The sequence below is a fragment of the Undibacterium sp. Xuan67W genome (assembly GCF_049340165.1).
GTDB lineage: Bacteria > Pseudomonadota > Gammaproteobacteria > Burkholderiales > Burkholderiaceae_D > Undibacterium.
In genome coordinates this window covers 1-12,503 of record NZ_JBMPPN010000013.1, presented here as the reverse complement: position 1 = coordinate 12,503, position 12,503 = coordinate 1, and the positions used below count along the sequence as shown (strand labels likewise).

Here is a 12,503-nt window from a genome sequence, read left to right as displayed (position 1 = left end):
TCAGGCGACGATATTAATCAGCTTGCCCGGCACCACGATGATTTTCTTCGGTGTGCCTTCGACAAAACGCAGGACATTTTCATTCGCCATCGCCAGCGCTTCTATCGTCGCCTTATCTGCATCCTTGGCTACTGTGATGCTGCCACGCAACTTGCCATTGACCTGGATCATCATCTCGATTTCGGTTTGAACTAAGGCAGCCTCATCGACTTGCGGCCACGGTGTGTTCAGAATATCGGTGAAAGCGGCGGCATAGCCCAACTCTTCCCACAAGACATGCGTCAGGTGCGGGCAAGCGGGGTACAAAGCGCGCAGCAGGACGCCGAAGGCTTCGCGCAAAACGGCTGCATGGCCTGCACCTTCGAGTTTGAACGCTTCAATCGTGTTCAGCAATTTCATCGTACCGGAAACCACCGTGTTGTACTGCATCCGCTCATAGTCATAGCTGACCTGACGCAAAATAGTGTGTACTTCACGACGCAGGGTTTTACTATCTGCACTTAGTTCGCCCTGCAAATCACTAGCAACGTCAGCACGCAGCAAATCAGCATGCTTGTAGCCAAAATTATAAACACGGCGCAAGAAGCGGTGAGCGCCTTCAACGCCGGAATCATTCCATTCCAGTGTCTGCTCAGGTGGTGACGCAAACATCACGAACAGGCGCGCGGTATCGGCACCATATTGATTGATCAGCTCTTGCGGATCGAAACCATTGCTCTTGGATTTGGACATGGTGGTCATCTCGTATTCGAGCGCCGACCCATCCGATTTCAAGGTCGCGCCAGTGATCTGGCCTTGCTCATTGGTGATGACGTTGACTTCTTCTTCCCAGAAATAATTCTTGCCTGCACCTTCTGGCTTTTGGAAGAACGCGCCCTTCAAGACCATGCCTTGCGTCAGCAATTTAGAGAACGGCTCATGCGCATCAATCAGCTTCAGGTCACGCATGACCTTGGTCCAGAAGCGCGCATACAGCAAATGCAAAATCGCATGTTCGATACCGCCGATGTATTGATCCATCGGCATCCAGTATTTGCTACCTTCTGCGACCATGGCCTGATCGTTGCTCGCGTCGCAATAACGCATGAAGTACCAGGAACTATCGACGAAGGTATCCATGGTGTCGGTCTCGCGCTTGGCTGGCTTGCCGCAACTTGGGCAATCGACATGCAGGAAATCGAGACGTTTATTCAGCGGATTACCGGAGCCGTCCGGAATACAATCTTCTGGCAATACGACCGGCAAATCTTTTTCCGGTACAGGCACCGCACCACATGACTCACAATGGATAATAGGAATAGGTGTGCCCCAGTAGCGCTGACGGCTGATGCCCCAGTCACGCAAGCGCCAGGTGGTTTTCTTCTCGCCCAGTTCTTTGGCCGCCATCAGTTGGGCGACTTTGCTGACTGCCTGTTTGCAAGTCAATCCATTTAGGTCAATACCGGAATCGCCACTATTGATCGTCAAGCCGCGCTGCTTGTCGCCATACCAGTCGGCCCAGGCATCAGTCGAATAGGTTTCACCCTCGACAGCAACTACTTGTTTGATCGTCAGATTGTATTTTTTTGCGAAAAGGAAATCACGCTCATCATGGGCAGGCACGCCCATGACCGCGCCGTCACCATAGCTCATCAAGACGTAATTACCGACCCAGACCTCAACCAGCTCCCCCGTCAGCGGATGCGTGACGAACAGACCCGTTGGCTGCCCTTCTTTTTCACGTACGGCAACTTCGGCTTCAGTGGTACCGCCTTTTTTGCATTCTTCGATGAAGGCTGCCAGACCAGGATTACTCGTAGCGGCATGCATTGCCAATGGATGCTCCGGTGCCACTGCGCAGAAGGTCACGCCCATGATGGTGTCGGCACGAGTAGTGAACACGTACATCTTGCCGTCCTGAATCAAAGCACCGCTGGCATCCTTGATGTCATGTGTAAAAGCAAAACGTACGCCTTCGGATTTGCCTATCCAGTTTTCCTGCATCAGGCGCACGCGCTCTGGCCAGCCGGACAGGTAATTCGGATCTTCCGGATTGGCGACCGCAGACAGCAATTCTTCCGCGTAGTCGGTAATGTTTAGGTAGTAGCCAGGAATTTCACGCTTCTCGACCAGAGCACCGGAGCGCCAGCCGCGACCGTCGATCACTTGCTCATTAGCGAGCACGGTCTGGTCAATTGGGTCCCAGTTAACCACTTGCGTACGGCGTTCGCAAATGCCAGCTTCCAGCATTTTCAGGAACAGCCATTGATTCCATTTGTAATATTCAGGCGAGCAAGTTGCGACTTCGCGCGACCAGTCTATCGCCAGACCCATGGCTTGCATCTGGGTCTTCATGTAGGCGATATTGTCGTAAGTCCATTTGGCAGGCGGCACCTTGTTTTTGATCGCGGCGTTTTCTGCCGGCAGGCCAAAGGCATCCCAGCCCATCGGCATCAGGACGTTATAACCATTCATGCGCAATTGGCGCGCCAGCATGTCATTGATGGTGTAATTACGCACGTGGCCCATGTGCAGCTTGCCCGAAGGGTAAGGCAGCATGGAGCAAGCGTAGTACTTTCCTTTTGGGAAGCGTGGGTCGTTTTCAACCGCTTTATACGCGTCTATTTTTTTCCAATGAGTTTGTGCCGATTGCTCGACGTCGGCTGGTTTATATACTGAGCTGAATTTTTCTTGCATGGCGGGCTATATTTTCTGAATGCGAAGGAATCTTTTGAACCTTGGATTATAACTGGTTCAGAGGTGCTACTGACGGCGGGATGGCGCGCCCCGCTATTTTTTGCCAGCGCTGCGGGTTTATCTGGGCTGCGACGGAGATGTCGCGGAGGCCGGATCAGTAACAAAGCCGATTTTATCCAAGCCCTGCGCCTGCGCAGCCGCCATGACCTGCGCGATGATGTCGTAACGTGTTGCCTTATCGGCACGCAATTGCAGCTCCGGCTGCGGTTGTTTTTTTGCGGCCTCTACCAATTTAAGGTTTAAATCACGAAAATTGATCGGTACTTTGCCCCAAAACAATTGCCCCCGCGCGTCAAACGACAGACTAATGGTGTCGGGTTTATCCGGAGAGGCCGTTGATTTGGCGGCGGGCAGCTCTAACTTGATCGATTGTGTCAGCAAGGGCGCGGTAATGATGAAGATCACCAATAACACCAGCATTACATCAACCATCGGTGTGACGTTGATGTCAGCCATGGCCACCGGCGTTTTTGAAGTCAGATCATTACGACTGAATTTACCGAAGGCCATCGCGATTAGGCCTTAGTCAGGTGCGCATGCAAGTCATAGGCAAACGCATCCAGCTCTGCCTGACAAATCCGGTTTAAGCGGTTAAACGCGTTATACGCCAGCACCGCTGGAATCGCCACCAGCAAACCCAGTGCCGTCATGATCAGCGCCTCGCCTACCGGACCGGCGACCTGGGCAATCTGCACGCTGCCTGCGCCTGCAACGGTAGTCAGTGCATGATAGATACCCCAGACCGTTCCTAGCAAACCGACAAACGGGGCTGTTGCACCGATTGAGGCGAGCACGCTTAAACCTGCTTCCAATCTGACAGTTGCAATGTTTAGCTGTTGTCGCAGTACCCTCGTCAGTACGTCATCAAGACTGGCTCTGGCATTCAGGTTAACGTTTAAGTTTTCAGGTGCTGTCGCTTCTATCGACGCTCTAGCGAGAGGTGCATAAATTCCTTCAAGATCAGCCTGACTCAACAATGCCAGCGCATCGGCAAAACCAGGCGCTTTCCAGAAATTGGACAATGCCGCCGCAGCGCGGCGGATGCGCCAGAACGACCAGGACTTGTATAACAAAATGAACCAGCTGAACAAAGACATCGCCAGCAATACATAGGCAATGAGGTGACTGAATTCATCCACTTGCGCCCAGTAATGGGAAATCGTCGGATTCATAGGGTTCTGCTTGTATCTCAGCTAAAAGAGGGATGAGGGTGTAACTAGCGAACAAACATATGGCTAAGTACGATGACCGAATGCTATGACTAAGTTCGACAGATAAAGACAAGAGGCAAAACATGCATGATGAGCTGTCAGGGGCTACTGCCAACTTTTTCAGCAAAACGCACCCGCACGCACCGGCAACAAAATAAACGCCGCCAGTGCGATTTGCCTATGTCGCCTAATTCAGTCCGAGCACGTCGTACATATCGTATAAACCTGTCTGCTTGTCTGCCAGAAAGCGTGCTGCGCGCAAGCTACCATGAGCATAATTAATACGGCTTGACGATTTGTGACTAATTTCTACCCGCTCACCGATGCCAGCAAACATCACCGTATGGTCGCCAACAATATCACCACCACGAATCGTCGCAAAACCGATCGAGGATGGATCGCGCTCACCGGTCACACCCTCACGGGCGAATACGCCGACCTCGTTCAGATCACGACCCAGCGTATCAGCGATGACTTCACCCATTTTCAGTGCGGTACCGGATGGTGCATCGACCTTATGGCGGTGATGCGCCTCGATGATTTCGATGTCATAGCCCTGAGCAAAACTTTTTGCTGCCATTTCCAGCAATTTCAAGGTCACATTGACGCCGACACTCATGTTCGGTGCAAACACAATAGCTGTTTTTTGAGCTGCCGCAGCGATTGCGGCTTTGCCTTCTTCATCAAAACCTGTCGTGCCAATGATCATCTTGATGCCATTTTCGGCACAATAGGCAAGATGAGTCAGCGTGCCTTCAGGACGGGTAAAGTCGATCAAAAAATCGGCATCAGCCAGGCCCCTGGATAAATCAGATTCGATCAAAACACCGGCTGGCTTACCCATACTCGCAGCGGCATCCGTACCGATCGCAGGCGATGCTGCAACATCAATCGCACCAACCAATACGGTGTCGTCGGCGGCAGCGATCGCTTCTATCAACATTTTACCCATGCGGCCAGAAGCACCGGCCACCGCAATTTTCAATGCACTCATGCTGGTTATCCTGATTATTTTTTCTTATCTTTATCCGTTGTCAGGATAGAGGATTCCGCTCTGACGCCAATAGCCGAGGTCGTAATGTGGGCGAGGTAGTCTTTTTCTGTCGGCAGATTACCGCCTTCAAAACGCTGCACCGTATTATTCTTAAAAAACACGGCAACTCGGCTGGTAATCAAATCCCCGTTTGGCTTTTGCAGACGGAAAGGATAATCCCAGCGATCTTCATGGAACATATCTGTCAATAAGGCCGTGCCCAGCAAAAAGCGCACTTGCTCACGGGTCATACCCTCTTTGAGTTGCGACATCATTTCTTGAGAGACAAAATTACCTTGCTGAATGGTGATGCGGTACGGCGAGATATAGCCAAGGAATTTAGAAACACCGGTACGGCCAACAATCTGCGCATCGGTCGATGCTGCAGCGGACGCTCCAGTCGCCGCCGCATCCTTTGTCGCGGTGAGTTTTGTCGCAGCAGGTGCCTCAACCATAGGATTAAACAAGGCACAACCAGACAAACTCAAGGCAAAAGCCATCGCCGTCAATCGTAATGGCATGCCTTTGGATGCTTCAGGGAACAACAATCGCATAGTGTTAACCTCAATGTGTGTGCAACAGTGTACAGTTTGCAAATTATTCACGGCTAGGCCGTTGCTTAGCTCAATTTAGCTAGATATTTAAGCTCGAAGAAATCGCCGACAAATCTGGTGGTGATTTACTTTGAGTTAAGCTTTAAACCCTATATCATAAAGCAGATAGATCTTTTTTTACTGAAAACATGACGAATTCCACTACTGACCTCAAATCCAGCGGCCTCAAGGCGACTTTGCCAAGATTGAAAATTCTGGAAATTTTCCAAAACAGTTCGATTCGTCATCTGACAGCAGAAGACGTCTATAAAATCCTGCTCAACGAAAATATGGACGTCGGACTGGCAACGGTGTATCGCGTTCTGACTCAGTTTGAACAAGCCGGCTTGCTACATCGCAATCATTTTGAAACTGGCAAAGCAATTTTTGAGCTGAACGAAGGTACGCACCATGACCATCTGGTCTGCTTAGACTGCGGTCTGGTAGAAGAGTTCTTTGATGACCAAATTGAAAAACGCCAGCAAGCGGTCGCCCAGGAGCGTGGCTTTACTATTGCAGAGCATGCTCTGGCGCTTTATGGAAACTGCACAAAAGTAAATTGCGAACACAAAGCGCGCAAAGCATAAGACGCTTGATTTGGTTTGATTTAGCTTAACTTGGCGCAGGAATGATTAAGACAGCTTCAGCAAAAAAATAACCTAAAAGACTGTCAAGCCGCCGGAAGCAATGCGGCGGCTTTTACTTATTTACTTAAATTCAAACTTCAATTATTTACCTAACTTTACAACCACATTGGCGACGGTGTCCAGCACACGCTGTGCATTAAACGGTTTCACAATGAAGCCATGGATGCCTGCCTTAACCGCCTCACTTACCGTATCTTGGTCCTTATTTGCGGTGACCATCAGCACCTTCACATCTGGCAACGCCTCTTTAATCTTTGGCAAAATTTCCAGTCCGCTGATTTTAGGCATCACCACATCAAGCAAAATAATTTTTGGCTTTAACTTGACCGCCATCTCCAAACCAGTGCTGCCGTCAGCCGCCTCACCGATCACGTTATAAGCCTCGCTGCGCAGGATGACACGTAACACTTCACGCGTCGCTTCGTTGTCATCAACGATCAAAATAGAGATGTCTTTGTTATGCATACGTATCTTCACTGACTGAATGTCTGATCACAATCACGCTGCCATCGTCACGACAAGTTAATTGTTCACAGAACCTAAGGCATTAGAAAGTAATTTCGCCGTAATATCTACAATCGGTATGACACGCTCATACGCCATGCGTGTCGGACCGATTACACCCAGAGTACCTACAATTTTACCGTTCACGCCATAGGGCGCGGTGACAATACTCATTTCATCCATCGGCACCAACTGCGATTCGCCGCCGATAAAAATCTGCACGCCAGTTGCCTTACTCGATACATCCAGCAACTGCATCAGGCCAGTTTTTTGTTCAAACATATCAAACAGCTTACGCAAGGAAGTCATGTTATTCGACAGATCTTGCACATTCAGCAAATTGCGTTCACCCGAGATCACGACTTCATCAGACTGGTCCGACATCGCATCGCTACCCGCCTCGACAGCCGCCTGCATCAGGCGCGTCATATCGTTTTGCAACTGACGTAATTCGCTGTTGATACGCAACCGGGCATCTTCAAAACTCAGGCCGCCAAAATTCTGATTCAGATAGTTTGCTGCCTGCACCAGTTGCGAGGCATTGTAGTCAACATCGGTCAGCAACAAGCGATTATGTACCTCGCCGTTCGGCGCAACCACAACCAGCAAAATCCTTTTTTCAGACAAGCGCAAAAACTCCACTTGCTGAAAAGTAGATTCATGTCGCGGCGTCATCACAACTCCGGCAAAGTGCGACAGCGAGGATAAAACCTGGGCAGCATTCGAAATGATTTTTTGCGGTGAATTGGCAAATACATTCGCCTGCATCCGGGATTCCAGCGCGGTACCATCAATTTCTTGCACCGTCAGCAGCTTATCGACAAAAACACGGTAACCCCGCGGTGTAGGAATACGTCCTGCCGAGGTATGCGGGCTCGCGACGAAACCCATTTCTTCGAGATCTGCCATCACATTACGGATGGTCGCTGGTGATAACTCTAGTCCGGAAATTTTTGACAAAGCACGTGAACCTACCGGCTGACCATCAGCAATGTAGCGTTCTACCAAGGCTTTCAATAATGTTTGAGCACGAATATCAAGTTGCATAAAGATATTCTATGTCACTGTGAGATGAATCACATAAAAATCTATTGTGAAAAATTGATGCGGTAAAAGATTCACGAAACGCCGAGAGTAAAAAAACCGTTTACTTTGATATTTCAATTAATATAGAATTATTAAATTAAAAGGATGCGTATGGAAACCAAACAAGCCGTTGCCGCACTTGCCGCAATCGCACAAGACTCCAGACTCGCTATTTTTCGCCTCCTGGTGCAAAGTGGCCCTGATGGCCTGATCGCCAGCAAGATTAGCGAGAATCTGGGGATCGCGCCGTCGTCACTCACTTTTCACTTAAAAGAGCTGACTCACGCGAATATGATCAGCGTCACTCAGGATGGCCGCTTCATGATCTATGTAGCGAATTTCACCACAATGGATGCCTTGTTGGGTTTTTTGACCGAAAACTGCTGCGGCGGCAATCCCTGCTCAAGCACCTCAGCTTGCACAGCCGCCGCTGATACGGAAGCGACAGCATGAGCATGAATTTACCGAATTTATCCAAACGGCTGGTTGCCGAAGGACTGGGAACAGCATTTTTACTTGCAGTCGTAGTCGGCTCTGGCACCATGGCAGAGCGACTCGCCGGTGGCAATATGGCACTGGCTTTACTAGCCAATGCCATAGCGACCGGTGCCGGACTGGTCGCGCTTATCCTGATGTTTGGAGGCATATCCGGTGCGCACTTTAATCCTGTTGTGAGCTTATCGGAAGCCTGGCAAAAAAACCTGCCTTGGTCGTACGTAACGCCCTATATTGTCGCGCAGGTAATCGGTGCATTTGCTGGCGTTGCAGCCGCGCATGGCATGTTTGAGGAGCCAGTTTTTTTTGCATCAGAGCATGTTCGCACCGGCATCGCACAGTGGTGGAGTGAATTTATCGCTACCTTTGGCCTGATCGGCGTCATTATTGGCTGCTCACGCAATCGCCCCGATCTCACGCCATTTGCTGTTGCCGCCTACATCACAGCAGCCTATTGGTTCACATCATCCACCTCTTTCGCCAATCCTGCCGTGACGCTCGCACGCGCTGCTAGCAACACGTTTGCCGGGATTCGCCCGGTAGACATCAGCGGATTTATCCTTGCGCAAATAGCAGGTGCAGCGGCGGCCACCTTATTGTTTGGCTGGCTGTATCCATCCGCCAATCAAGATGCCATACGAATTCAATAGCAGCCAATTATTTAAATTCACAAAGAACTTTCGACAACTATGACCACCACGATTTATCACAATCCAAAGTGCGGGACATCACGCAACACCTTAGCTCTGATTCGCAATACCGGCGAAGAACCTGTCGTCATTGAATATCTGCAACATCCACCTAGCCGGGAAAAACTGTCAGAGCTCATTAGCGGCATGAATCTGACGCCACGTGAGCTATTGCGCAAAAAAGGGACTCCCTATGAAGAGCTGCGACTCGATGACAGAAAATGGTCTGATGATGAGCTGATCGACTTCATGATCAGCCATCCGATATTGATCAATCGCCCCATCGTCGTCACCCCTGCCGGAGCCAGACTGTGCCGTCCATCCGAACTGGTTCTAGATATTTTATCCGCACCGCAGCGTGGCGAATTTATAAAAGAGGATGGGGAAAAAGTGATTGATCAGGATGGGCGTCGTGTCTGAGTTTTTTTGCCGACTTATTTAGCTTGAAGCTCTATGTTTGCACAAGCAGATTTGTACAGATTCAAAAAGGCAAGCTCGTTCATCTAACGATTTTCAGTTTTAGTTATTGAGAAAAATAAACAGAACCTAACAAGCTTTGGAGAAAATCAATTATTGAAGTGATCTATCGGCAGTCCCAAAAAATCAATTTAACAGAGTGACGTTCGATCCACACCAATTTATCATTCATAAATTCCACTAATCATAACTGGCAAAGTTTTAGCAATAATTTCACCTACTTCTGAAACCATCGGAAATTTATATGTAATTTTAATTTTACCTTTAAGAAACAAACTGTTTTCTGTTGGGATTTCTGTCAATATACCTTCGGAATTTTTATAAAAAATCATTGGAGATGTTGTATTTTTTTGAAAAAAAACTCAACTCCTGAACATTTTTTACCTGAAAACTGTAGTCTGTATTTAACACTTCCATTTCTTAAAACAGATAATAGTTGGTCGCATGCTGTACGTAAATCAGTAAGTGGATATTTGCCATCTTGGTTTAGTACAATTGATCCTGTATTTTGGAACTGATAAGTTCCAGCTTTTCTGTTTATTCTAAATTCAGCGTCCTCATCATAAGCTTGTTTAAGCTTTGGGATGATCGCATTTAGTCCATCATCTAATGGCAATACTAAATGCGTTTGATCACCGACTAGTCCCAATCGAAGATTCTCAGTAGACTCATTAGAATCGATAGGCCAAAGCTCAAAAGGTAGACGGACAAATTGCTTAGGCTTAGCGTAAGCTTCCAGCCACTCAAGAGAACTATACGCCTTTCGATACGACATCCACTGGGGATCCCTAGTGGATGCAACGATAACTGATTGAGGTGGCGCTTCACGAGTTTGTGCATTAACAACATATGGCGATGCTAGCGATGATGCAATCACCAAAAACAGAGAAAGAATCTGAGATTTCGACATTCTGACGTTCATACAGAAGATTTTTTATCAAGCGTGAATCGTTATTCGTAAATACCTGCAATCATCACTATCAGACTTTCAGCTATGACTTCACGTACGACTGAGTCCTTGGGAAACTTGTAGTTCACGATTCTAAGACCCGTTTTTGTGAAGGAATTTGCAACACATACTAGCTGAGTCAGTTGCCCATTTGCATCTTTAAAATACAAAATTGGCGAATCAATTTTTTTGTATATAGAAATACGCACCGATGATGAAAAAACGATAGGCCTAGAAAGAAACGCTATCGTGTGAGGCGGTGTGCATGGCGCACTACGGAGGTACGCACGCACGCTACGCTTTCTTGGTTTTTTTGCAAATATTATCTATTAAAGCTTTCAAAAATTCCCAATAGAAAATTTGCGCATGTATGAACGGCACAAGTAACAAAAAAGGCTTTTTGATTGGACTTTTTGTCAAACGATAAATACACGAATGCTAAATAAGCCCCGCCAACTAGTCCACTTGTTAAAGCATGATATCGGCCATATGAGAAATGGGCTAATGTGAAGCAAAGTACTGACAAAAAAAACTGCCCGCTTATTGAAAAATTTAGTTTTTTTGCAATCCAAATGGGGCAGATTGGAGAAAGAAAGTTTCAAATATCGGTGCGATCAGAATTGCTATAACCAATATAAAAAACCAAGGCAGATTTTGATATTTTTGTGTATTTTCCAGTTCTGGAAGAAAAAATAGCAATCTTGAACTGATCAACAAGGAGGCTATTACTAGCTCTAAAGAGATAAGGCAAATAAACTGAAAAGTTTCTTTTTTTTGATAATTTTTAAAATGGCGATTAAAAAAATATGGTGTATTCATGAACAAATTCTTCTACTCTCTTTCCTACTCTCTTTAACTGGAATACCTTAATAAAATAATAACAAAAAAGAGATGCTCCAATTAAAACGGCTTAGTCATTCTTTTTACAGTAATTCAGATAGTGATTGCGTTGGATTTTAAAGGGTTAAAAGCGCAATTCAGTAACCAGACAACCAATATGTTTGTGCAGATGATTACGATGACGCCGATTATTTACCCCGAACGCGAACCCGCCCGGTTCCAATCGGCTTCGGTATTGGCACAAAATCAGATGGTAGCGGTGATCACAGCGCTACTTGGATATACTGGCACGACCGCCATTAGCGTAGCTTGTGTGGTGCAAATCAAATAAGAAATTTTCAAAAAAATTTATACAAGAACAAAAATGAATGATCTTGTAATGATTAGGATCAGTAACATTCATAGAATTACGCGATGCTAATCATAACTAAGCGGACTGATCCCACTTTTTTATCATTGGACAATCGTTTTGGTTTAGAAATTTTCAAGAATTAAAACTGGTAGCAGCATCTTTACTCCGGGTCTGCCATGATGTGAACAATTTCGGTATTTTCAATCCTACGATGCCAATGACACAATTACTGATAATGAGGATTGGAAAATTCTCTGGAGAGACTACTCCCATCATTTTTAATGCCAAAGCAGCAAGACACGAAAAACCAAGTATCAATACCAAATGCCTAAAACTATCACGCATTTCTTTTCTCCTAATTAGCGTTGTGACTCTCAAATTTGAAAGTCACAACAAATTTAAGCATTACTGTATGTCTTAATTCATATCTTTTATTGCTGTAGCAACTGACATTGCTAGGGACGCTCCAACGAAAACAGCAACGCCAACTGGATTGGAAAGTGTCGCTGCGTAAATACAGAATGCCACAGCAGCACCCAAAGTTGCATCACTGCTTACAGCACCAGATACCTGATCCACTTCCAGCATATTCAATGCTTGCATGTAAAACTCCAAAAAATTAATAATAAAAAATGCTGCCTTTAAAGCAAGCAGCTTTTTTATAATGTTACAATTGTTAAACATTGTCAAATTAATTCTCAAAAGTAAAAGACTATTTTGCAAGATACCACTTCGCCTGCACCAGATACAGCCGTCCGCTCCAATACCGTTCGCCCATTATTCCGCCAACAAGCCATAGACCACATCAGCACTCGCCAATACGGAACCGTATTGCTGACGTCTGCCACCAGTCACCGTTGGCTAACCGCTTGGTTTGTTGGACTGATTTTT

General features: G+C 46.9%; 15 protein-coding genes. 5 read left to right on the top strand and 10 right to left on the bottom strand.

The features are described 5' to 3' along the window. The 5 genes from leuS to ACO0LE_RS12705 form a co-directional block, all read right to left on the bottom strand. A complete protein-coding gene (gene leuS / locus ACO0LE_RS12725) occupies positions 1–2,676 on the bottom strand; it encodes a leucine--tRNA ligase (RefSeq protein WP_422960725.1) in 2,676 nt (891 codons plus the stop codon). A gap of 117 nt (positions 2,677–2,793) precedes the next feature. Beyond that, a complete protein-coding gene (locus ACO0LE_RS12720; RefSeq protein WP_422960724.1) occupies positions 2,794–3,246 on the bottom strand; it encodes an ExbD/TolR family protein in 453 nt (150 codons plus the stop codon). A gap of 5 nt (positions 3,247–3,251) precedes the next feature. Beyond that, a complete protein-coding gene (locus ACO0LE_RS12715; RefSeq protein WP_422960723.1) occupies positions 3,252–3,908 on the bottom strand; it encodes a MotA/TolQ/ExbB proton channel family protein in 657 nt (218 codons plus the stop codon). 226 nt (positions 3,909–4,134) lie between these two features. Next, complete coding sequence (dapB, locus tag ACO0LE_RS12710; RefSeq protein ID WP_422960722.1) at positions 4,135–4,941, bottom strand: 4-hydroxy-tetrahydrodipicolinate reductase; 807 nt, start codon at positions 4,939–4,941, stop codon at positions 4,135–4,137. Positions 4,942–4,955: 14 nt separating this feature from the next. Continuing rightward, on the bottom strand, positions 4,956–5,534 hold the full coding sequence (locus ACO0LE_RS12705; RefSeq protein WP_422960721.1) for an outer membrane protein assembly factor BamE: 579 nt from the start codon (positions 5,532–5,534) through the stop codon (positions 4,956–4,958). A 188-nt stretch (positions 5,535–5,722) separates the two neighbouring features. Here ACO0LE_RS12705 and fur point away from each other — a divergent pair, with 188 nt between their 5' ends. After that, complete coding sequence (gene fur / locus ACO0LE_RS12700; RefSeq protein WP_422960720.1) at positions 5,723–6,160, top strand: ferric iron uptake transcriptional regulator; 438 nt, start codon at positions 5,723–5,725, stop codon at positions 6,158–6,160. A 141-nt stretch (positions 6,161–6,301) separates the two neighbouring features. On the opposite strand, the gene ACO0LE_RS12695 is transcribed toward fur, so the two are convergent. Beyond that, positions 6,302–6,685: a response regulator gene (locus ACO0LE_RS12695; protein ID WP_422960719.1), complete on the bottom strand. Its 384-nt coding sequence runs from the start codon at positions 6,683–6,685 to the stop codon at positions 6,302–6,304. Between the two features lie 57 nt (positions 6,686–6,742). Further along, a complete protein-coding gene (gene hrcA / locus ACO0LE_RS12690) occupies positions 6,743–7,771 on the bottom strand; it encodes a heat-inducible transcriptional repressor HrcA (protein WP_422960718.1) in 1,029 nt (342 codons plus the stop codon). A 150-nt stretch (positions 7,772–7,921) separates the two neighbouring features. On the opposite strand from hrcA, the gene ACO0LE_RS12685 reads away from it, so the two are divergent. The 3 genes from ACO0LE_RS12685 to arsC are packed head-to-tail and all read left to right on the top strand — an operon-like array spanning position 7,922 to position 9,414. Continuing rightward, positions 7,922–8,263 (top strand): ArsR/SmtB family transcription factor, encoded by a 342-nt coding sequence (locus tag ACO0LE_RS12685; RefSeq protein ID WP_422960717.1) that lies wholly within the window; start codon positions 7,922–7,924, stop codon positions 8,261–8,263. 2 nt (positions 8,264–8,265) lie between these two features. Continuing rightward, on the top strand, positions 8,266–8,955 hold the full coding sequence (locus ACO0LE_RS12680) for an aquaporin (RefSeq protein WP_422960815.1): 690 nt from the start codon (positions 8,266–8,268) through the stop codon (positions 8,953–8,955). A 39-nt stretch (positions 8,956–8,994) separates the two neighbouring features. Then, positions 8,995–9,414 (top strand): arsenate reductase (glutaredoxin), encoded by a 420-nt coding sequence (arsC, locus tag ACO0LE_RS12675; protein WP_422960716.1) that lies wholly within the window; start codon positions 8,995–8,997, stop codon positions 9,412–9,414. Positions 9,415–9,799: 385 nt separating this feature from the next. On the opposite strand, the gene ACO0LE_RS12670 is transcribed toward arsC, so the two are convergent. After that, the gene (locus ACO0LE_RS12670) at positions 9,800–10,381 is read right to left on the bottom strand and encodes a hypothetical protein (RefSeq protein ID WP_422960715.1); all 582 of its coding nucleotides are present in this window, start codon (positions 10,379–10,381) and stop codon (positions 9,800–9,802) included. Between the two features lie 591 nt (positions 10,382–10,972). After that, positions 10,973–11,239, bottom strand: a complete 267-nt coding sequence (locus tag ACO0LE_RS12665) for a hypothetical protein (protein ID WP_422960714.1) — start codon at positions 11,237–11,239, stop codon at positions 10,973–10,975. Positions 11,240–11,360: 121 nt separating this feature from the next. Between ACO0LE_RS12665 and ACO0LE_RS12660 the strand changes: the two genes are divergently transcribed. Then, positions 11,361–11,591, top strand: coding sequence for a hypothetical protein (locus ACO0LE_RS12660; protein ID WP_422960713.1), 231 nt, complete (start codon positions 11,361–11,363; stop codon positions 11,589–11,591). 438 nt (positions 11,592–12,029) lie between these two features. On the opposite strand, the gene ACO0LE_RS12655 is transcribed toward ACO0LE_RS12660, so the two are convergent. Then, a complete protein-coding gene (locus ACO0LE_RS12655) occupies positions 12,030–12,302 on the bottom strand; it encodes a hypothetical protein (protein ID WP_422960712.1) in 273 nt (90 codons plus the stop codon). Positions 12,303–12,503: the final 201 nt, after the last annotated feature.